The 21734-nt window shown below is 37.4% G+C and carries 24 protein-coding genes; 14 read left to right on the top strand and 10 right to left on the bottom strand.

Features of this window, described 5'->3' with window-relative positions; genetic code table 11:
• Positions 1–16: 16 nt before the first annotated feature.
• The 3 genes from ABIB30_RS17220 to ABIB30_RS17210 form a co-directional block, all read right to left on the bottom strand.
• Positions 17–1333: a paraquat-inducible protein A gene (locus ABIB30_RS17220; protein WP_354304117.1), complete on the bottom strand. Its 1317-nt coding sequence runs from the start codon at positions 1331–1333 to the stop codon at positions 17–19.
• A gap of 146 nt (positions 1334–1479) precedes the next feature.
• Positions 1480–1827 (bottom strand): DoxX family protein, encoded by a 348-nt coding sequence (locus ABIB30_RS17215; RefSeq protein ID WP_354304116.1) that lies wholly within the window; start codon positions 1825–1827, stop codon positions 1480–1482.
• Complete coding sequence (locus tag ABIB30_RS17210; RefSeq protein WP_354304115.1) at positions 1818–2174, bottom strand: DoxX family protein; 357 nt, start codon at positions 2172–2174, stop codon at positions 1818–1820. The genes ABIB30_RS17215 and ABIB30_RS17210 overlap by 10 nt, the downstream gene beginning before the upstream one ends.
• A gap of 840 nt (positions 2175–3014) precedes the next feature.
• On the opposite strand from ABIB30_RS17210, the gene ABIB30_RS17205 reads away from it, so the two are divergent.
• Both ABIB30_RS17205 and ABIB30_RS17200 read left to right on the top strand, forming a co-directional pair.
• Entirely contained in the window at positions 3015–3422 is a 408-nt protein-coding gene (locus ABIB30_RS17205; protein ID WP_354304113.1) for an HYC_CC_PP family protein, read from the top strand.
• Between the two features lie 118 nt (positions 3423–3540).
• Positions 3541–4044: a hypothetical protein gene (locus ABIB30_RS17200; protein WP_354304111.1), complete on the top strand. Its 504-nt coding sequence runs from the start codon at positions 3541–3543 to the stop codon at positions 4042–4044.
• Positions 4045–4117: 73 nt separating this feature from the next.
• Here ABIB30_RS17200 and ABIB30_RS17195 read toward each other — a convergent pair whose 3' ends face one another.
• Positions 4118–4840 (bottom strand): carboxypeptidase-like regulatory domain-containing protein, encoded by a 723-nt coding sequence (locus tag ABIB30_RS17195; protein ID WP_354304110.1) that lies wholly within the window; start codon positions 4838–4840, stop codon positions 4118–4120.
• A 228-nt stretch (positions 4841–5068) separates the two neighbouring features.
• Here ABIB30_RS17195 and ABIB30_RS17190 point away from each other — a divergent pair, with 228 nt between their 5' ends.
• The 5 genes from ABIB30_RS17190 (at position 5069) to ABIB30_RS17170 (ending at position 11313) form a co-directional block, all read left to right on the top strand.
• Positions 5069–5611: a sigma-70 family RNA polymerase sigma factor gene (locus ABIB30_RS17190; protein WP_354304108.1), complete on the top strand. Its 543-nt coding sequence runs from the start codon at positions 5069–5071 to the stop codon at positions 5609–5611.
• Positions 5612–5661: 50 nt separating this feature from the next.
• The gene (locus ABIB30_RS17185) at positions 5662–6330 is read left to right on the top strand and encodes a hypothetical protein (RefSeq protein WP_354304106.1); all 669 of its coding nucleotides are present in this window, start codon (positions 5662–5664) and stop codon (positions 6328–6330) included.
• 19 nt (positions 6331–6349) lie between these two features.
• Entirely contained in the window at positions 6350–7570 is a 1221-nt protein-coding gene (locus tag ABIB30_RS17180; RefSeq protein WP_354304104.1) for a DUF4374 domain-containing protein, read from the top strand.
• A gap of 93 nt (positions 7571–7663) precedes the next feature.
• Positions 7664–10057, top strand: coding sequence for a TonB-dependent receptor (locus ABIB30_RS17175; protein WP_354304102.1), 2394 nt, complete (start codon positions 7664–7666; stop codon positions 10055–10057).
• 44 nt (positions 10058–10101) lie between these two features.
• Positions 10102–11313, top strand: a complete 1212-nt coding sequence (locus tag ABIB30_RS17170; protein WP_354304100.1) for a DUF4374 domain-containing protein — start codon at positions 10102–10104, stop codon at positions 11311–11313.
• A gap of 111 nt (positions 11314–11424) precedes the next feature.
• Here the strand turns inward: ABIB30_RS17170 and ABIB30_RS17165 are convergent, their stop codons facing one another.
• On the bottom strand, positions 11425–12384 hold the full coding sequence (locus ABIB30_RS17165; protein WP_354304098.1) for an MBL fold metallo-hydrolase: 960 nt from the start codon (positions 12382–12384) through the stop codon (positions 11425–11427).
• Positions 12385–12604: 220 nt separating this feature from the next.
• Between ABIB30_RS17165 and ABIB30_RS17160 the strand changes: the two genes are divergently transcribed.
• Both ABIB30_RS17160 and ABIB30_RS17155 read left to right on the top strand, forming a co-directional pair.
• Positions 12605–12829, top strand: coding sequence for a hypothetical protein (locus ABIB30_RS17160; RefSeq protein WP_354304096.1), 225 nt, complete (start codon positions 12605–12607; stop codon positions 12827–12829).
• Positions 12830–12948: 119 nt separating this feature from the next.
• Positions 12949–13119 carry a hypothetical protein gene (locus tag ABIB30_RS17155; protein WP_157287946.1) on the top strand — a complete coding sequence of 57 codons (171 nt, stop codon included), beginning with the start codon at positions 12949–12951 and terminating at the stop codon, positions 13117–13119.
• Between the two features lie 15 nt (positions 13120–13134).
• Here ABIB30_RS17155 and ABIB30_RS17150 read toward each other — a convergent pair whose 3' ends face one another.
• On the bottom strand, positions 13135–14592 hold the full coding sequence (locus ABIB30_RS17150) for an ATP-dependent DNA helicase (RefSeq protein WP_354304094.1): 1458 nt from the start codon (positions 14590–14592) through the stop codon (positions 13135–13137).
• Positions 14593–14644: 52 nt separating this feature from the next.
• On the opposite strand from ABIB30_RS17150, the gene ABIB30_RS17145 reads away from it, so the two are divergent.
• The 3 genes from ABIB30_RS17145 to coaD are packed head-to-tail and all read left to right on the top strand — an operon-like array spanning position 14645 to position 16473.
• Complete coding sequence (locus tag ABIB30_RS17145) at positions 14645–15478, top strand: DUF3822 family protein (RefSeq protein WP_354304092.1); 834 nt, start codon at positions 14645–14647, stop codon at positions 15476–15478.
• Positions 15469–16008, top strand: coding sequence for an RsmD family RNA methyltransferase (locus ABIB30_RS17140; RefSeq protein ID WP_068402444.1), 540 nt, complete (start codon positions 15469–15471; stop codon positions 16006–16008). The genes ABIB30_RS17145 and ABIB30_RS17140 overlap by 10 nt, the downstream gene beginning before the upstream one ends.
• A gap of 3 nt (positions 16009–16011) precedes the next feature.
• Complete coding sequence (gene coaD / locus ABIB30_RS17135) at positions 16012–16473, top strand: pantetheine-phosphate adenylyltransferase (protein ID WP_354304090.1); 462 nt, start codon at positions 16012–16014, stop codon at positions 16471–16473.
• On the opposite strand, the gene ABIB30_RS17130 is transcribed toward coaD, so the two are convergent.
• Positions 16448–17092, bottom strand: a complete 645-nt coding sequence (locus ABIB30_RS17130; RefSeq protein ID WP_354304088.1) for an NUDIX hydrolase — start codon at positions 17090–17092, stop codon at positions 16448–16450. The genes coaD and ABIB30_RS17130 overlap by 26 nt on opposite strands.
• A gap of 215 nt (positions 17093–17307) precedes the next feature.
• Here ABIB30_RS17130 and pyrE point away from each other — a divergent pair, with 215 nt between their 5' ends.
• Positions 17308–17970, top strand: coding sequence for an orotate phosphoribosyltransferase (pyrE, locus tag ABIB30_RS17125; protein WP_111632118.1), 663 nt, complete (start codon positions 17308–17310; stop codon positions 17968–17970).
• Between the two features lies 1 nt (position 17971).
• Complete coding sequence (locus ABIB30_RS17120) at positions 17972–18370, top strand: SRPBCC family protein (protein ID WP_068402453.1); 399 nt, start codon at positions 17972–17974, stop codon at positions 18368–18370.
• 81 nt (positions 18371–18451) lie between these two features.
• On the opposite strand, the gene ABIB30_RS17115 is transcribed toward ABIB30_RS17120, so the two are convergent.
• The 3 genes from ABIB30_RS17115 to ABIB30_RS17105 all read right to left on the bottom strand — a co-directional run bounded on the left by ABIB30_RS17115 (position 18452) and on the right by ABIB30_RS17105 (position 21575).
• Positions 18452–19903, bottom strand: a complete 1452-nt coding sequence (locus tag ABIB30_RS17115; RefSeq protein ID WP_354304085.1) for a nicotinate phosphoribosyltransferase — start codon at positions 19901–19903, stop codon at positions 18452–18454.
• 16 nt (positions 19904–19919) lie between these two features.
• Positions 19920–20759 (bottom strand): ribose-phosphate diphosphokinase, encoded by an 840-nt coding sequence (gene prs / locus ABIB30_RS17110; RefSeq protein WP_354304084.1) that lies wholly within the window; start codon positions 20757–20759, stop codon positions 19920–19922.
• 108 nt (positions 20760–20867) lie between these two features.
• Entirely contained in the window at positions 20868–21575 is a 708-nt protein-coding gene (locus tag ABIB30_RS17105; RefSeq protein WP_183867529.1) for an NUDIX hydrolase, read from the bottom strand.
• Between the last annotated feature and the right edge of the window lie 159 nt (positions 21576–21734).

Raw genomic sequence — 21734 nt, 5'->3', positions numbered from 1 at the left:
ATGAATTTGATAGCATTTAGTGCGAATCATACGGTGTTATAAACTTCAAAATGGTAGACAAAATAAGTCCGTATAACACAAAGCTGATAAATATGATATAGCCAGGCTGCAAAGCCGTATTATTGGTTGTAAGGATGGTTAAAAAATCACTTTGAATGTTCAGACTTGACAATTGACTTTCTAATAAACCATTTAAACCTATATAGGTCATCAATATGGCAATAACAATGACGTCTGCCATACTCCATTTCCCGGATTGAAAGGCAAAGTATTTGATGAATTTATTTTCAGCCAGCTTCCTTTTACTTAATAAATGAATCCCGGTAGAGCTTAATTTCATGATCGGAAACAGGATACTAAAAACAAGGATTAAAATGCCGACTAATATCGAATCAATAGCAGGCTGCTTCACCAAAACTTCTACTACATCAAGGATACTTTTACTTTGAAAAAATAATACCTGGTTTTTGAAGATCACGTGTTCTCCTAACAAAACACAGTCGAGCGATTTGATACGTGCGTCAACTTCGATCATTGATGCGGTTAAACCCACTGCCAGAAGAACAAAGGCAAACATGAGCGACATGACAAAAAGAATAGCGTGAAGCTCTACTCTTTTACGGAATATCCACCATAACGATAACACAATCACAATGCAGCCTAACATCCCAAAAGAATAATTATAAGTAACCGTCCGGATGCTGTCTAGCGACGCAGTAAGTTTATCGTTAAATTCATCACGGGAAGAAACATGATACTTGCGGTACATCTTACTGATCGCCATGTTATTTGCCTTGGTCGTACTGTCTGTTTTCTCAATAGCTGTAAATTTCCCCATAGCCATTGCACTCAACTGCTTCTTACTTTTCGGGTTATCTATCTTTGCTATTATAGTTTTAGCAAAATCAGGAACCTGAGCTTTTATTTTATCAGTATTTACAAACGTTTTGATGGCCAGTTTCTTTATTTTCCCACCTATCGATTTCTGTGGTTTATTGACCATCGCTTCTGCTTTGTTGATCAATGCCAGAATGATTTGTTCAACTTCCACCTTAAGTTGTTTTTTTTGTTTCGGGGTCATGGTAAAATGGCGGACCTGGTGGTTAATAATCCCCGCTACCTTGTCGTGCCATTGATCTACTGAAAACAACCCAAAAGTGATATTATTGATATCGGAATAATCTTCTTTGATTTCTTCCTGCTGATTCGAAAGTGTATGCAAGCGGAAACCAAAATAGCCTTCGCCAGCCAAAAGCAGACCCAGGCCGAGGATTAGTAATAATTTGGTGGCGTTAAATCCCTTAACGACATTTTGATGTTGTGCTGCAGCCAATCGGTTTAGAATTAAATAATGGAATCATCATATAACTAAAATCTGCCGAAAATGTTTGCACACCAGGGAGAGTTATTCCTTTAAGTGTATAACATTGCCTGGTTAACAGAGAATAATACCCAAAAACCAAACCTATATCTCCTTAATCATCTTTTATTTTCCAGTAAACTAACCAGAAAGATAACTCCATTTATAATCATAAAACCAAATGAAGGAAGCGAAAGTAAAAATCCGTCCTTCATTTTAATGCGCACAATTAAGCCTGATAACATCAATAACGTAAGTCCTCCAGAAGATATTAATGAGATTGGCTGCCATACAAATCCGACTAATAAACCTATGCCTCCAAGGAGCTGTAAACCGCCTGTCAAATTTCTGAATCTCCTCAATCCATACCGCTCAAATTCATTTTTCATTCCAGCATTCAAAAAGAATATAATCCCATAATAAAGAAATGAGAAGCTTGAAATGATAGTTAAAATGATCAATAACATTTTAATAAATAACCAGAATGAACTAATGCGACAAATATTGAAAGAATTAACAAAATAAGCGATGGAACGAATTTTCGCCACGGATTTTTAATCTTAAAATGAGCAATTTGGGCGCAAAACATCAATAAAGACATCAATAACGCGGATATGACCACGGGGGGCTCGTACCATATCCCCACAACTAAAAGGGTGGACAAAGCAATTTTACTAGCTCCCACCATATTCCTGACAAGATCAGGAATGCCATACTGCTTAAATTCTTTAACAATGTTATCAAAGCGGACAATCCAGACAAAGCTGATTGACAATGCTATTAAGAGCTGTGCAATATTAGAAAGGTTAATCATTGGATTTGATTAGGTTAGTCCAGGTTTACTATCTTAATTTTTTTAATTGATAACTTGTTAAATTATTTATCATGATGTTGCTGCCTGTTTTGAGCAAAGAATAATGTAATTGCAAAACCGATATATAGAATTGATACAATGGCTGTCAGGACAATCAGATCTAGGTTTTCCATTTTAGTTTGGTTTTTTCATGTTAAAATATATTAATAAGCCTATCATTGTTGGAGGCCATAATCCAATAAATATTGCCCGATCGTGGTCTTTTAACACCATGAAATAGTATTCAGATAAGAAAATGACAATGATTGTCATTGTCAAAATGGCAAATTCGATTTTAGAGAACTTCTTCATATTATTTTGAATGATTGGTGAGAATTATAAGAGAATAATTAATTGGTTTTCAGGCACTAAAAAGGATCAACACGCAGGCTAATGAGCATGTCATTGCGAGCACTGTAAAATGAGAAGGGATGTTCTAAGATTAATTACCAGGTTCATAAGCTACTGGTAATGCAGAATGCAGGACTTATTATGCCTGTTTTTTTGAATAGTCTATATCTTCGCAGAAAAGGATCGGGTCACCTGTAATCGACTAGCAAGTAATAGTATTTTAAAGTATACATAACGCTTTCTGGAATAGCTTTACTAAAAAAATCACTTTACCAAATCGCGAACTAACCCTATAAGAATATTAGCAGCAAATTGTTTTTAATAAATCCATTCCATACTATTTTTTTTCTGACGTAATCAAAAGTTTTTCTTAGTCTCCGAATTATATAAAACATTTTCAAAATTCTGTAAGCCATTTTTTTAAGTGAAGGATCATCTTTGTCTATTCAAATGAAAAGACTGTTTACACTGTTTATTTCCCTTTTGCTCCTGATTGTATCCGTTGGGTTTACAGTCAATACACATTTCTGCAAGGGTAAACAACAGGAAACAAGTTTATTGATGAAAGATCAGCATGAGGTATGCCCGATCTGTGGAAACCGGAATAATCAGCAGCATAAAAAAGATTCTTGCTGTAAATACAAAACAGAACACCTAAAACTTACTGGAAAAGTTCAAGAAAGCTCATTTAAAAACAGCACATTCAAATTTTCAGGTGAGGTTCTTTTAAATCGCTATTCAGGAGCCGTTTTTGAGTATAGTACTTCATTAATTAAGCTCCAAACCGATCAATTCTTTTTTTCTACGCCTGTCTGGCATCCCCCACTCTACCTCATGCATTGCGTTTACCGGATATAGACAATCGTCTTTTAAAATTTTCACAGGTTTATCGTCATCAGTAAGCACCAGATTTCATTTGTTAGCTCAACAAAGACGAAACTCCAATTAAAATTAAAAACCGTTAAATAAAAACACAATGAAATTATTCAATCAGTTATTCTGTATTGCGGTATTATCCGTGGTACTCTTTACGGCTTGTAACTCTGCAAGTCAGCCATCAGAACAATTATCAGGATCAGGTAAGCCTGCTGAATCAATTTCTGCAGTAGCAACAGTAACACCAGTGACAGCGCCACCAGCGATAAAGCCTGTTAAAAAAGAAGAACCTGTTTCCGCAGCTAAAAAAGATTTCAAAGTAGGTGATCGTGTCCCGGCCCAGGAAGTTTGTATGGTGAATGATGCTTATATGGGCAAAAAACAAATCGAAGTTCCTTATCAAGGTAAAATTTATTATGGATGCTGTGAGATGTGTGTGGATCGTATTCCAAAAGATAAAACGGTACGCATGGCCACTGATCCGCAAACTGGTAAAAAGGTAGATAAAACTGAGGCTTATATTGTATTGCTCAATGAGGAAGGTAGTGTAGCCTACTTTGCGAACGAAAAGAATTATCAGCAGTTTTTAGCGGGCCACAAATAATATGAAATGAATATAAGCTTCTTCAAATTGAAGCTTATATTTTCTTATTTTGAAGTGCGGGCTGTGAATGTAATTACATATAGCCCTTAGTTTTTTTAAATTCTTCGAAAGATTTTTTAATATAATTATGAAGATCGTAATCCCCCCATTTCCGGATATCTTCATTATTTGGCCAGTAAGCTGACTTAAACTCTTCCAGATCCTCGTCCTTGATAGGAACAAGCGATTTAATTTTCTCCTTATTGAACCTGCTGGCTACTTCGGTATAATCAGATTCGCGTGCGATGAATTTCCCTAATCTTCTGGCACGCTTACCATCCTGACTAAAAGTTTCATATAAATAAGTTAGCGGACTACCACCCAGCGGCGACAACATTCCTGCTGATGGTTTACCATTATTAAAAATTCCTTTGGCTTTGAAATCAGCCTGAGCCTCACGCAGCCCCTGTAACCTGGATTGTCCGGTTATTTTCACTTCCTTTAACTGGGTCGATGAGGCTCTGAGATAGATAATCAGATCTTTCAAATTACTTACCTCAATTTGCTTATCCAAATATCCATCCAGAGAAATCTGAAGTGTATCCCCTTCTTGTACCACAATATCGAATAAACCAAAGTTATTAGTTGAATTCGTATAGCCAGTTCTTTGATTATGAACTGAGGCTCCTGCTACTCTTGTCCTGGTGCCTTCTTCAAATATAACCCCTTTCACCATTTGCTGGGCCAGGCCTTCCGCAGGCAAAAAGAATATTATTACGAAAAAGGCCGATAAGATTTGAACGAGAATTAATTTCATCCACTAAAAATAGGCAGAAGAAAAAAAACACCTTCAATAATTAACACTTTTTAACCTGAATGTTAATTATTGTTAATAACTAGGCTTCAGGATTTTGCAAATATTCCCGTAATTCGTTAAAGATGAATGTGCTATAAATCGCATCTGCCATCAGGCAAGATAATTTAACTAATTTATTTATAATCATTATAAATAATCTATATTTGGCAGACATTATCCAATCCTGACTTGGCAACAATAAAAGATATAAATTCATCCGGTACGCTTCATATCGACAAGGAAACTTTCGAATGGATTTACACGCTTTATTGGGAAAAAGTTTATGCGATCTGTTACAACAACATTCGCGAAATGGAACCTGCAAAAGAGATGGTTCAGGATATCTTCAAATCACTTTGGGAAAGAAGAGAAAACCTCGAACTTGAAAAAGCGGAGCACTATCTTGTTCGTTCCGCAAAGTTCAAGACTTTTGAATACATCAGAAATAAGGTCAGCAGAGAAAAACATATCGGCATGAAAATGCAAAGCTGTACAATGTCCACAAATTGTACCGAAGAACATATCCTTTTCAATAGCTTAAAAGAGAAAGTAAACCTGCTGGTCGATCGGCTGCCATGTCAGTGCAAAAGAGTTTATAAAATGAGCAGAGAGGATGGTTTAGGCAACAAAGAAATTGCTTCTAACCTGCTGATCTCAGAAAGAGCTGTGGAGTATCACATCTCTAAAGCGACCACTATGCTTAAACTCAATCTTGCCAATTACACTAATTAATTTAAACAGGCTCTTATATTTTGTCTAAGTTTGTAGTAAGAATGGCCTGTATGAAAATAAGTAAAGAACTTATCGAAAAATATCACCTTGGCGAATGCGATCTGCAAGAAAGCAAATTCGTGGAGGAATGGCTGTTTTCTGAAGAAACTGATCAGGAATTGCAACTTCCTGTACAAGAAAACAAGGCTGAACTCAAGGCACAAATGTGGGAAGAAATTCAGCAGATCCTCCCAACCGGATTAAATACAGTTAAAGAAGAACCTGCAGTTATCCTTACCAAATCTTTCAAATTGACCCAATGGACAAAAATGATAGCAGCTGTTTTAGTTGTAGGGCTTTCTTCACTGATCAGCTATCATTTATACTATACTCCTCAGGATCCATTAGGTTTAGTCTCCGTAAATAATACTTCTTTACTAAAAGTAAGACATATTGATTCCAGAGCTTATTGTATTTCGCTGGCACCAGAATCCACTGCAAAAATTAACTACCAGACAGGGAATATCGATTTCTCCGGAAGTATTATCATCTCGCCCAAAAAAGATATTGAATTAAGCATTGGCGGAAGCGAAGGGAAAATGACCTTTAAAACAGGACAAACCTACATCGCGATGAATGGTAAATCAGGATATGACAGGTTTATCCTGATCAATCAAAGAAACCTGATGGATCTTCCACCGGTACTTCAAAAACAACTTATGAATAAGTTTAGTATCTAATTCTTTTCTAATAAATATAATGCATCATCCGGTAAAAACTTTTCTGCTGTCTTGCTTATTGGTCCTGTTCTTTTGCACCTCCTGCAATCAAAATAACCACCAGGATTTAAGTCCGTCAAAGAAAAAATACAGCCTATATATACTCGGTAAAGATGGGAAAGAATATTTACTGGAAACGGATTCTTTAAACAGTGGGTCGGTGCGGCCAGAGGAGGAAGGTGCTTTACTGGACGGGGATGTAATGGACCGGGATGTCATTGTACACCAAGGATATTACTATCATTTAAGCCGGAAAAAAGCATCCTTTGAAAAATACAAACTGAATGGCAGTACATTGACTCTTTTGGCTGCTATGCCTTTGAAAGACTTTTCTATAGAGAATTACAATTGGATTGCTAACGACACTTTATTACTGACTGGCCTGAACAAAGCTGATTATACACAAGTCAAATATATCAGTTTGAATACGGACAAGATGCAGCAGACATCAGCAGGTGAAATTAATATCCCCCGTCCTTCCGGAAAGTTCACTTCGGTCTCCATTGGCTTCGCTGAACTAAGAAAAGGTAAAATGCTATTGGGTTATACTTACAATGAGCAATTGAGTTCTTCAAATTATAGTACAAGTGACACCACTTATGTAGCTGTGATCAAATATCCCGGAATGCAGTTAATCAAAACGGATAAAGATACCCGCTCCACTTCTCCGGGAGGCACCAATACGATACAGTCGTATGCTTTCAATGATGAACAGGGAAACTACTATTTTATGTCCTGTCCTGGAATTGCACTAGGTAACCGCCCGGAATTACCTACAGGAATATTCCGGATCAATGCGGCCCGGGAAACTATAGATAAATCATACTTTTTTGATATTTCCGGATCTGTAATCAAAAACCATGCTTATGGTATCTGGTATCTTGGTCATCATAAAGCTATTATCAGAAGTGAAAGAAAGGACTTATTTAAAGGTTTAAGTGATCATTACAGTACAGCACATTTTGAATTTTATATACTCGATCTGTTAAAAAAGGATATAAAAAAACTTGATCTTCCTTTGGATAAAGGAACTAGAAGAGAATGCGTAATTGTTAAAGATAATCTAGCTTATATCGCAGTAAACTCTACCTTAAATGGCAATTATATCTGGAGCTATAATATCAGTAATGGAACGCTTAAAAAGGGACTTCAATTAGCAGGGGACACAGATTTTATCATGAGGGCAGACAAACTCAATTAGTCCCTTAATTTATTTTAATATTTTTTTACTGTTACACCTTCGGAAAAGTAGTTCTTATGCTACTAACAGTATAAACACACCCATATTAAAATAATGTCATTTCGAAAAATTCTACTTTTATTAGCCATAAGTGCGTTATCCTTCGCAACTTATGCACAAAACTCAGCTACAATTTCTGGATATGTCAAAGACAGCACTTCGGTAATTGCAGGTGCAACCCTGCTCTTAAAGAACACGAAAACCGGAGCTGTTACTGGCAGTGACGGATACTATGAGCTTAAAGGAGTATCGCCAGGTAATTATACGATTATCGCTTCTTACATGGGCTATGTATCCAGCTCCAGGCAAGTATTATTAAGGCCTGGTCAGCAATTCACCTTATCATTTACCTTAAAAAAGAATTTTCAGGAACTTGATAATGTTGCTATTACCGGGAAAACAAAAAGTCAGGAAATCAAGGAATCTGGTTTTGCTGTAAATGCGATCGATCTTAAAAAGTTCGCAAATACCACCGCTGATCTTAACCAGGTGCTGAACAGAAGTGCTGGTATTAAAATCAGAGAGCAGGGCGGATTAGGTTCTGATTTCAAATTCACAATGAATGGCCTTTCTGGTAAACAAGTTAAATTCTTTCTGGATGGTATTCCAATGGAAACCTTCGGAAGCGCTATGTCACTCAATAATATACCGGTTAATCTTGCTGAAAGAATTGAAGTTTATAAAGGTGTAGTACCTGTAGAGCTGGGTTCTGATGCGCTGGGAGGTGCTATAAATATCGTCACCGATCAGCATACCAAAAAGTTTCTGGACGCGAGTTATAGTTATGGTTCTTTCAATACGAGCCGGGCTGCACTTGCAGGTAGATTTACGACGGATAAAAGCGGGATTATCTTCAACTTCAGTGGGTACCATAATTATTCTGACAATGATTATTTAATGCGTAATAATCCGGAGTATGGTGCACCAATACAAGTTAATGAAGGTGGCGTTGTTGTACAGAAAGATGCCTATCGTTTCCATGACGCTTATAAGTCTGCAATGGGGCAAATGGACGTGGGTGTAGTTAATAAATCATGGGCTGACCAATTGTCTCTTGGCTTCCTTTATTCTTCTTTATATAAAGAGATACAAACAGGTGCAAGTCAGAATATTGTTTACGGCGGGGCTACTAATAATGAGCAATTCTTCATGCCGAGCCTTAAATACAAGAAAAATGATTTTCTGTTAAAGGGCTTGTCAGTAAATGCAACAGCCTCTTATTCCACTACAAAATCACACGTAACAGACACTTCGGGTTATAAATATGGATGGGGAGGAATTGTAAAACCAGAAGAGATTGCGGGCGAAATCGGAGGTGTAAAAACTATTTACCGCTATAAGAACAATACGGCTATCGGAAGAATAAATATGGCCTATAAGATTGATGACCAGCAAAGTATTAATCTAAATTATAGTTATAGCCATTTCAGCCGTTCCGCTAAGGAAGAGCTGGGCAGACTAAAAGATAATCCATTCGCTACTCCGAATACGATCACAAAAAACATAGTGGGCCTGGCTTATCAGCGTACTTTATGGAACGACAAACTGACCATTACACCTTTTGCAAAATACTATGGCTATGGTGCTTTTGTACCCAATGCAGTTTCTTTAGGGGGTTCCAACGGATGGGAAAATGCAGACAGCCGGACGCATCAGGATAATTTCGGTTATGGAGTAGCTTCCAGATTCAAGCTCAATGAAAATGCAGGGATCAAGGCTTCTTTTGAACACGCTTATCGTCTGCAGGAGCCTGATGAGCTATTTGGTGATGGTATAAATGTGGTTTCAAATACGGCCTTAAAGCCTGAGAAAAGTGATAATATCAATGTCGGCTTATATTATCATTATCAGCTGAATGATCATAGAATTGCTTTTGATGCTTCTTATTTCTATAGAAATGCTAAAGACTTTATTTATATGGCTGTACCTGCTGGCAGATATTCTAACTATCTGAATGTAGGCAAAGCAGAAATTAGTGGAGTAGAAGGAGAAGTGAGCTATAACTACCGTCAGCTATTAGAGGTTTCTGTGAATGCAACTTATCAGAATGCAAGAAATAACCAGGAATTTCAGGCCGGTAGCACGACTATCAAGGATATCACTTACAGAGATAAAATACCTAACCAACCCTGGGTATATGGAAATGCCAATATCGGCATTGGTAAAAATGATCTGCTGGGCAAAGATTCACGCCTGCAATTTAACTGGTCAACTCAGTATGTACATTGGTTTTACCTGACCTGGGAATCACTGGGCAGCAAGGAGTCCAATAATAAAATACCGGGTCAGTTAACGCACAATGCAAGCCTGGCTTATTCATTTAAAAATGGCAAGTATAATATTTCTGCCGAGTCTTTTAATGTAACCAATGTAATTGCTTACGATAATTTCAGATTGCAAAAACCAGGCAGATCATTTTATGTAAAACTGCGCTACTTCATTAAATAATCAATAAACAAACACCATTTTATTCTTAAAACCAACTCAATATCATGTTAAAAACAGTTAATAAATTTCTCCCATTACTTGCATCAGTCGTACTTATCTCAGGACTCTCCGCTTGTAAAAAAAATGAAAGCAAAACAACGGATGAAATACCTCCAGTAGTTCAAAGTACTTACAGTTTAAGGGTATCTTCCGGATCACCTGCTGCTGAATATATTTTACAAACAGGCTCTTTAACAAGTGGTACCGCAACCCTGGTAGGAACTGGAGTAGCGACAACTTTGACTACGATAACCGCCAGAAACGGATTTTATTACGGATTGAACGATGCAGGTAACCTGGTTAAGTACACCTCTAACAATAAGATCAATACTGTTGTTAAGGAAATTCCTTTTACTCAAATCAGCTGGGCATATTATGCTAGTTTCTACAAATGGAAAGATGATAAAACGCTTGTCCTGTTCAGTTCGAATGGATCGGTTCAATTTGAATATGCCATTCTTAATGTAGAGACGATGACCTTTACTGGCAGTGGTAAAATAAATGTCCCTGGCTTACTTAAGGATCACTATTTTTGGGGATATGCAGCCACGATTACTGACAACAAAGTAAATCTTACCTATACACAAAATGCAAATGCTGGTGACAACCTATCAGTAGATACAACTTACCTGGCTACATTTGATTATCCTGCAATGAATAACGTGAGGGTAACAAAAGATATAAGATTCACTTTACCTGAACATTATTCTTTAAATATGCCAAACTCATTTGTAGAAAATGGCAACTCTTACTTTATCGCATCTCCAAATATCTGGACAACTTCAAATAAAAATAAGCCCTTCGGTATTTACCGTGTAAAAAATGGAGCTTCACAAATTGATCCTGATTATTTCTATGAAATAACAGATAGAAATAAAGAGGAAGCAATGGGATTATTCTACATTGGTAATGGAAAAGCTATCGTAAAATTCATCGATAAAACTCAGATTACCGACTATAAATCTTATAGTGTTGGATTTATCGCAGATTACTATGTAGTAGACGTTGTGAACCAAACTAAAACCAAGTTAAACATCCCAAAAAGTATCAGCGGTAGTTTTATAGAAAATGTACTGGTTGAAAATGGAATAGTTTCTATTGCAGCACAAACGGCAGATGGATATTACATCTACCAATATAACCCGTCAACTTCTGCGGTAACCAGAGGTTTGAAACTGGAAGGAATCTCTTCTTTATCACGTTTAGAAAAACTTTAATTCATAGCTCTTCCCGTTTTTTTGCTGCCGGGACAGCATAAGAAGGATAAAGCGGCTATGATTTGGCCGCTTTATCTTTTTTTATTCAATAACAATTGCCATTCGGATCAATTAAAACTCCAGGTATTTCCCCTGTTCCGGGAAAACAAGCTTCAAACCCAGTTGATTTTTCTGTTTCAGTTCATTAACCAGGTATGCTTCTTCTTTATCCCATGCCTTGATGTGCGTTATTACAATGGAAACTTTTTGCAAAGCCTCAATTCCTGTTAATTTATTCAGCTTGCTTAATTCTACCATGAGCAAACGCGGAGTTAAATGCCCGAATAATTGATTCTCCGGTTGTTTATCAGAAAAAGATGTTTCTATGAATATTGCTTTTAGCTGGTTCTTTATGATCAGTGGAGCTACTTGTTTCCAAAGTTTCTCTAATTGCGTATTTTTTTCTATTTCGTCTGCTCCTGTGTCTCCCAGGTATAACAAAGAATTCTCCTGATGGCTGATTAGAAAAGCAGTACTTTCATAACCAGGCCCGTGACTCAGAGGAAAAGCCGTGACCTGCATTTCTGTGCCGGTTAATTCTTTCTTTACCTGCGCTTCAAGCGGTACATAAGTATATTTATTCAACCTTGGCATCTCCCCTTCATTTGCAAAATTAGCCCAGGCTTTCCAGGTAAAGTATTTGTCCCTCAAGACCTCAATAACAGATGGAAAGGCATAAATATTTTTTTTGGAATCATCGGGAGAGTTCATGATTAATCCTGCCACATGATCCAGGTGTGCATGGGAAACCAGGTAACCTTTAATGTTATTTTTCAAAACCTCGTCAGCAGGCCCTTTCAATAATTGATTGCTGATTGCTACATCTATTCCATGTCTTAGTGTTCCGGCATCTGCTGCAATAAAGTTATCGCTGCCTATTGGTGCAACCAGGTAAGCTGACAAATTACTTTCGTCCAGTCCGCCCTTGGTACCTAATGGGATAACTTTAAAATATTTTTGATTTTGTGCGTAACCCTGGATAAAAACAAGGTTTGATAAAAGTAAAAGGAGAAAGTATAGTTTCTTATTCATAGGTTGATCACATTTGATAAAATTCCAATTTATCTTTATAGTTTTATAAATGATTTGCGCGGTTTGATTTCAATAAGCAGCTAAATCATTGTAGCTTAAAAATACTTGTAACAAAAATGCGTAAATTAATACTAATATTCTGTAGCAGTCATATTAAGAAATCTGATCATGGCAAGGTTCCTGCGTATATCAATGGGAACCAATTTATTAACAATTACTTATGAGAAGTCTAAAAATCAATATCGAAGACGATGTCTACAGTATATTACACCCAATATCAACCATCAATCTTTACAAAATCGTACATCCAAAGGGCTCATTTGAGATTACAAGGAGAAGATACACCGGAGAATGGAAGGTTTTGCTTCAGACAAATAAGTCAGTAACCTTACCAATTGCGCCAATTGGGAAAGCAATAGAGGAAAAATTGGGTATAGTGAACTAGATCGTAATCAACCATATACCGTTGATTTTATTACCCATTCTGTTCTCTGCGATACCCATATTGCATTATTTATGACGGGGTAATAATTTATATTTATTACCTTCACAAAAAAAAACAATATGACTATTTCCACAGTTTTAGAAAATCACGAGATTTCAGCACATACGGAACGTTTAGGAACGGCAGAAGTTACTTTCATAGTTCTTGCTTTATGCGTAATTATAGCAACCACTGCAATTTACTTTTCTTTTCTTAGAAAAGCTGCTCATACTGAAGACGCAAAACACTAAGCTGTTTGCTGATATTTAGTACTGCTCTTCGGATGGATCTCTAAATAAGTTCTGCGCAAAGTTAACCAGGAATAATTCCTGTTTAGCCCTGGTAATGGCAGTATATAACCAGCGCAGAAACTCCAGATCTACCATTTCGTCGGTCAGATATCCCTGATCTACAAATACCGCATCCCATTGACCACCCTGTGCTTTATGGCAGGTCACTGCATAAGCAAACTTAATCTGCAATGCATTGTAATAAGGGTCTTCTTTAATCGCCAGCATCCGCTCCCGTTTATTCGAAATATGCTCGTAATCTTCGACTAAGCCCTCGAATAACTTTTTGCTGTCTTCATAAGGTAAATTAGGTGTTTCTGCCTGTAAGGTATCCAGCATAACTTTACAAGTGACCTGACCTGCTTCCGGGTAATCCAAAAATTCAAGCTGTACCTCAGAAAACCTGAAACCATACCGCTCCTCTTCATTTCTTACCCTGACAATCCTGGCCATATCACCATTGGCGATAAAAGATGTCGATTCATTGTCTGGCAACCAAAAATAATTATTCCGGACCACCATAATCTGATCTCCGCCTGTCAGCTCTTCTTCCCGATATAATAATCTCGCTCTGATTTGCTGGTTATAGACATTTGCAGATTTGTTAGAACGGCAAACCACCAGAGAATTTTCAATGTCAAACTTCCTGTAAGCATATTCCAGTCCTTCGACAAGTTTTACACCTGTCATTCTGAAAATATCTTTGTACCCTTTAGTGAAAAACTGTGGTAAGGCTACTTTTTCCTCTCCATTTCCTTCTGCTATATTTTCAATATGGGTATTGATCAGATCCCGCAGCATGGAAGCATTGGCTAATATCCCAGATTCTCTGCCTTGACGGACAACTTCTCTCAATTCTGTTTCTGTGACTCTTAATCCGAAATTCTGAGCAACATAATCTTTATTCAATGCTGGAGAATCCAGACTGCCTACCGGTGGCAGCTGGGCAGTATCACCAACAAATAGTACAGCACAATTTTTACCATTGTAGATAAACTCCATCACATCCTTCAAAAAAGAAGATCCATTCTGGGTATTCCACTCATCGGCAATCATTGATGCCTCGTCAATAATAAATAAAGTGTTTTCTGCAAGGTTTGGCGCCAGCTGAAATGACATATCAAGACTTACGGCAGACCTTTTTCTATATATTTTTTTGTGAATAGTTAAGGCTGTTCTGCCCGAATAACTGGTCATCACCTTCGCAGCGCGGCCTGTTGGAGCGAGTAAAACAGATCTTAGCCTGAATTTCGGTAAAACCTTTACCAGTGCAGCAACGGAAGTAGTTTTACCTGTACCCGCATATCCTCTAAGGATGAAACACCTGTTATTCAGCTCTCCAGACAAAAAATCAGCCATTTGCTGGCAAAAAACAAACTGTTCAGCAGTGGGTTGAAATTGGTAAGACTGGGCAATTATTGAGGCTTTATCCATTTTACAAATATGCAATGGTGTTGTTATAGAAAAAAGAATTAATTTTGCTAAGATGAACAATAGTAAAAACAGCATTTTATTAGTGGATCCGGAATTTGATCCTAATACTGCCTCAGCCTGTAATTTGTTGTTAAAAATTACTGGCGATAGTTTTTCATATGCCATAATTGATAAAAACAGCAAGCAGTTAAAAGCCGTGTTTGATCAGCAGGAGTGTGATGATATCAGTACTGACCTGGCCACTATTTTAAAAAATGACAGTTATCTTAAGTTACCATTCAGGGAGATCAAGGTTTCTGTGTATACGCCGAATACTATTGCAGTTCCCAATGAATTTTTCTGTAAACAAGATCTGAATGCCTACGCCAACTTTTTCAGCGAAGACCAATCAGAAACTTTATATACGCGTGCATTTGCGCGCTTTGGCTTTACTTCTGTATTCAACCTGGAGAAATTCACAGCGCAGACTTTAAACACTTTCCTGGCCAGTGCTGCACGTTATGAGCAGAATGCGCCAGTTTTGGCATTGGCAACAAGTGTGGAAGGCAATGCTTTATTACTGGACTTTACGGTTGGTTCTTTTAATGCCTTATTACTGGATGAGGGCAAAATGCGCTTCCAGAATACCTATCAGATGGAGAATCCGGACGAATTTAATTATTACCTGGTTTTATTAATTCAGGAATTAAAATTAGATCCGGCAAAAACACCTGTATTAATCAGTGGGATTATTCATCAGAACGATGGTTATCATACCTGTCTGCATAAATATTTCAATCACATCCATTTTAACCTTCCTCCTGCCAGTGATATTGATCACGCTATCTTAGATGATATGCCTGCTCACTATTACAGCAGCTTATTAGCCCTGGACTTATGCGTATAATTGGCGGTAAATTAAAAGGTATCCGCATGAATGCGCCTGCCAGTCTTCCTGTAAGACCTACTACAGATATGGCCAAAGAGGCCCTTTTCAATATTTTATACAATACCTACGATTTTGACAGCTGCAGTGTACTTGATTTATTCAGTGGCACCGGTAATATCAGTATTGAATTCGCTTCACGCGGGATAAAAGAAGTGACTGCTGTAGATAAACATTCTGGTTGTATTTTCTGGCTCAAATCAGTTATTGAAAAATATGAGCTGAATGAAATCACGCTGCAAAAAGCAGATGTATTTAAATTCCTGGAACAACATACCAAAAGTTATCAGATTATATTTGCAGATCCGCCTTATGATTTGACAAATATTCCACTGATCCCGCAATTGGTAGCGAAAAACAAGTTACTGACTGAAAATGGATTACTAGTGGTAGAACACCCTTCTTTATTAAAATTAAAAGATCAGCCAGGCTATAAAGAAACCCGCCGTTATGGTAATTCTTCTTTCAGCTTTTTTAACTATACGCCGTAGACTATGAAAATAGCCCTGTTCCCGGGTTCGTTTGACCCATTAACCATCGCACATGCTGATATCTTGAAGCGTGCTTTGCCATTATTTGACAAAGTAATTGTGGGTATAGGGCTTAACAGCTCTAAACAAAGCTTTTTATCCGGACAAGTGCGCGAAGAAATCGTTAAAGCGGTATTTGCAGGTTATGATAATATTGAAGTTCAATCTTACGAAGGTCTGACGGTTGATTTTTGCAGAAAGATCAATGCTTCTTATATGATCCGCGGGATCCGCTCTGTGGGTGATTTTGAATATGAAAGGGCAATCGCGCAGATTAACCAGACGATGATGCCAGAAATGGAGACCATCTTTATTTTGAGTAAACCTGAATATTCGGCCATTAGCTCCACCATAGTACGGGATATTCTCCGTAACCATGGTGATGTAACGCCTTTTCTTCCTAAGGAAGCTTTATTTTTTCTTTAGAAACTTTCTCTTTGATCAGTTTGCCTGCTTTCAATACGTCAATGATAGAAGGGTAAGTATTTTTCAGCACTGGCTTGAGGTCAGCTGCTGTAAGCCATTCTGCTTTAGTAATCCCTTCTTCTTTCTGTGGAATCAATTTAGGGCTTCCTTTAACAGTCATGCTATACCAGTTGGTTCTTTTCAGGACTAACTTTGCCCCCATCTCATAAACATGATAGGTTTTGCATAACCTTTCATCGTTTGTATTGATTTTTACGCCGCATTCTTCTTCCACTTCGCGCCTTCCCGCATCTTTAATGCCCTCTCCTTTTTCAACTTTACCTTTTGGCAAGTCCCACTTTTTATTTCTAAAAATAAACAGGTATTCGTCTTTTGCATTCATCACCAGGCCACCAGCTGCTTTGATAACAGTTAAGCCTGCTTTCATTTGTTTAAAAAGTGACTTTGGGTCAGCAGTAATTAATACGTACTGTTTTGCGGATAGTTTACTTAAGCCTTCATAGAAAGCTTCAAAGTTAAATCCGTTTTCCTCCACCAGCTCAACAGGTTCCGTGTGTGATGGCTCTTTGTTCGCGATGAGCAGTGTATTGTCGTTGATGTAAATGGTGTAAGTTTTCATTGGTATGATCGTTAGTATGTCAGCTTTCAAAAGCTGGTTGGGTATGCTTGTTTATGAAATAAAAGTATAAAAATTATGTACGATACAAAGAGGAATCGAATATTATTTAGTTTAAACCACCCTTGTTTCTAATTATCGCATTGATTATCAATCGGTGGCAAAAAAAGGACAAATCCTTTGTGTAATAAAGGTATTATTTTGAGTAATTTTGGAGCATGTATAATAAAAGTGATATTGAATTAAAGGTAGCTGAATTTTTACTTCAAATTAAAGCAATAAAATTACAGCCGAATAACCCTTTTACTTGGGCCTCAGGTTGGAAATCTCCAATTTATTGTGATAATAGGATAACGCTCTCCCATCCGTCAGTTCGAACATACATCAGACAGAAACTTACGCAGTTGATACAGGAAGAATTTGGTTCTGTTGATGTAATTGCCGGAGTTGCAACTGCTGGTATTCCTCAGGGTGTATTAGTTGCTCAGGAATTAGGATTACCATTTGTTTATGTAAGAGCAAAAGCTAAAGAACATGGAACGGGTAGCCTGATTGAAGGAGAAATCATTGAAGGTCAGCGCGTAGTTGTGGTAGAAGATTTGGTTTCTACTGGTAAAAGTAGTTTACAGGCGGTACATGCATTAAAAAATGCTGGTTTGTCTGTTGCAGGTTTAGTTTCTATCTTCACCTATGGCTTTGATATAGCTGAAGAAAACTTTAAAGAGGCTAAATGTCGTTTTGCAACGTTATCTAACTACAATACTTTGATACAGTACGCAGCCGAGAATAGCTTTATTGCACAAAGTGATGTAGATATTCTTAACCAATGGCGCAGAAACCCATCAGAGTGGGGACAGAATTTTGACCAAAACCCAGTATAAAATGACCGTTATTGAAAGTGCCACCACAGTAAACCAACCGGTAGCTAAAGTTTACGCTTTTTTAGCCGATATGAACAATCATCAGCAGTTAATGCCTGAAAACATTTACAACTGGTCTTCTACAACCGATGATGCTAGTTTTACCATCCAGAATATGGCTAAACTGGCGATTAAGATTTCCAGCAGAGTGGAAAACCAGGAGTTGATTGCAATTCCTTCTGAGAAAGCTCCTTTCGATTTAGAATTGAAATGGACAGTAGCGGATAATGGTGATGGTACAACAACAGCTACACATATCATTTCAGCAGATCTGAATATGATGATGAAAATGCTGGCTGCGGGGCCTTTAAAGAAACTTGCAGATCATCAGACTGAGCGTTTGAGCGAGATATTGAAATAAAAACATCCCATTGAGTTAATGGGACGTTATAAAAAAGAGCAAATAGCTGAAGAAGTTATTTGCTCTTTTTTATATACAGAATTATAACTGGCCGGTTAAAACCTCTTCCTGTGCTTTAATTAACGCTCTTATAGCCAATAAGCTGGTTTCTTTCACTAATTCCCCATCCCTGTAGACCACCTGCAATAAAGAATCAGCTTCTTCAGCCACACTGCATTGATCTTTAGTCAGGTATTCATTTCCTTCTCTTTTCAGGCAAAGCATTCCTTTCAATGATTTCTTTTTATGGTCAGTTATCGGATCTTTCTCAATTTCTCTTGGTTCTCCGTTAACTTCAACATAAGTTGCTTTGATAGCGAAACCTAAAGTATCACGGCTATGGTTTCTTAAAATACCCCCAACTCCAATAACCAGGTTGCTGGCCGCATAGCCCATCTCTTTCAAACGATCGAGCGTTCTGATATATCTTTCCAGGTACATCCCGTCTCCATAGATCAACCCTACTTTTGGATTCAATACTTTGTATCCTTTGCTGTTCAAAGAAGATCCAAACTTTTCATCCAGTAAACGAATGGCACCTTTCCACTCATTAGTTCCGGGTTCTGCCTCAGGATTTCCACAAATAATATATTCAGGATTTCCACTATCTGGTCTGAAAACAACCTTACCATCTCTTTTCAGAATATCTTCTTTCAGGATTTCAGCAAACTCTGTTAATACTTTATAGACATCAAAAGTGTCAGAAACAATAGATACAATTCCTGTAGGATATAACTCCAGCATATGACGGAAAGCACCGATTTCATCTTCTCTGCCAAAAGAGCACATTACACTGTGTTCACTGGCTGGTACAGAAAGCATAATTGGAGCTCCTTTGATATCAGCGTTATAATATTCAACCGCACAAGGCAAAGCAGGTACATTATCACTGCCCAGGAATGATAATAAATGCGCAACCCCACTAATTGCTGCACCTTCTTCAGAAGCGTCTCCACGGTATCCAAAATCATGCACCTGGAAATCTTTTGCACCTTCCATTTCAACCTCATCGGTTTCATTGAAATAACGCGTTACAATTTTACGGTACTGATGGCTGCAAGTAGCTACGGTAATCGTGTACCATAATTTTAGCAGTAGACTTTCCATAAACCCGACTACCCAATAAAAATCAGGATGTGTATTAGTAATTGTCATCAACACATTTTGAACAGGCATAATTGTACCTTCTTCAACGGCTTTAATTTCTATTGGCAAATAACCTAACGCACAAAGTGCTCTGATTTTATCTTCTACTTCGGGAGAGTTACTTCCTAAAATCAGTTTGCGGTAAGTCAGAAATTCTTCACCCATTTCTTTGGTGATTGGTGCTGACAGGTATTGTTTGATATAATATTGAAGTCCAAAAAATACGGTTTCATTAAAATTCTTGTCACTTCTTGCAGTCAAATAAGAATATACTTTATTACATCCGGGAGCATATTGCTCCATATGACCCATTTTGTAAACATCTGTTTGTAAGAGGATATTATTCATCTTTAATTTCTTTAAGTTATAATTCGATCAGATCAGCCAGTGGAATCCTGCTGATCAATGTTGATTCACTATCTTTAATAGAGTCTGTCGTATAGATATGATCTATCCACTCCGCAAGCTCTGTTTCTCCATGAGACATAATGCCGTGTGAAACAATCAGGCTGACTTTACCAGCATTACGTTTTTTTAATTCTTTAGCGACTCCTATAAAGGTTGCACCACCATCACAGATATCATCTATAATAAAACAATCTTTACCTTCCAGGTCATCCTGATCAACTGTAATCTGTTTGATTTTTCCGTTGCTGACATCTCTCACCTTATTACATAAAACGATATCACTGGTATATTGTAAAGCTTCGGCTAGTTTATATATTTTTTTCAACGCACCAGCATCAGGAGAAACCAACAGGTAATCAGTTTGGTCATGGAGTACTTGTTTAGCCAGACTTGAGTTAGTGATCAGTTCACAATTGTCCAGTAAAGCAAGTGATACTTCTGAATGTACATCGAAGATATATACCTTATCAAAGCCGCAGCTGTTAATCAGGTTACACATTACCTTAATTGATAAGGGCTCACCTCCTACCATCACCCTATCCTGACGGGCATAAGGTAAATAGGGAATCAATACGCTGATATTTTTACTGCCGTTGCGGCGTAATGCGTCTACAGCCAGCAACAACTTCATGACGTCATTTGAATCATTTAGTCTTGCAGAAATCATCACTTCTTCTGCCTTGCCCTGTAACTTAATGTGTACTTCCCCACCGCTAAATAAAAAGCTTTTAGCATCTATTTCCTCTAAAGAGGAATTGAAGGGTTTAAATCCGGTTGATAAATTTAATACTTTCATATCTATTTGCGTTATAATGACACAAATTAAAGTCTTTATTATTTCTTATGCAAATTTAATTTGCGTTATTTTAACACAAATTAAATTTAAAATTCATAAACAACTGTATTAAAGGAGTTTATTAAGATCGAAACCATTAACTTTAAGCTGCTTATATTTTTCTTTGTCAAAAGAGTATAGTTTTCCTGGCCGTCCGGCACTTAAAGCCGGAGCCTTTTCATCCAGTTCAATAACCAGGCCTAAAGACATCACTTTACGTTTAAAATTGCGGCGGTCAATATCATGGCCTAACAATTCCATATATAATTGTTCCAGGTTAGAGAAAAGAAATTTAGGATCAAGCAGTTCAAAGCCGATTGGCTCATAGGTAATTTTTGCTCTTAAACGGGCAATAGCTTTTTCAACCACTTCTTTATGGTCAAAAGCTAATGGTGGAAGGTCATAGATATTAAACCAGGCCGCTTCGGACGCATCTGTGGAAGCAAACAAACTGAAGTCTGAAGACTTAACCAGCCCAAAATAAGCTACCGAAATAATACGCATCCGTGGATCACGGGATGGCTTACCAAAAGTAAAGAGTTGTTCCAGATAATTTATAGAGACTCCTGCTTCTTCAAGTAATTCTCTTTCCACAGCTTCTTCCAATGTTTCATGATTCAGTACAAAACCACCTGGAAGTGCCCACTCGTTAAGAAAGGGCTCAATTTTACGCTTGATCAGCAGTACAGAAATACCGTTTTCCTGATTGTATCCAAAAACAATAGCATCAACTGTGACTTTAATATCCTGATCGATCTTAGGCGTAACTTTATTCATTTAAACAGATTTTTGTTACAAAGTAATAACATTAATCGGTCAATTGAGCTTGATAAGTTAAAGATTGTCCGTTCCTGAAAAGAGTTTACATAAGAAAGTTTTTCAAAACAGAAAAATGAGTATAAAAGACGAAAAGCCGAATAAAGGCAAAGGGGGTAG

The organism is Pedobacter sp. UYP1 (assembly GCF_040547305.1).
Classification (GTDB): Bacteria; Bacteroidota; Bacteroidia; order Sphingobacteriales; family Sphingobacteriaceae; genus Pedobacter.
The sequence above is the reverse complement of the archived record's forward strand: the minus strand, read 5'-3'. Positions and strand labels throughout refer to the sequence as shown.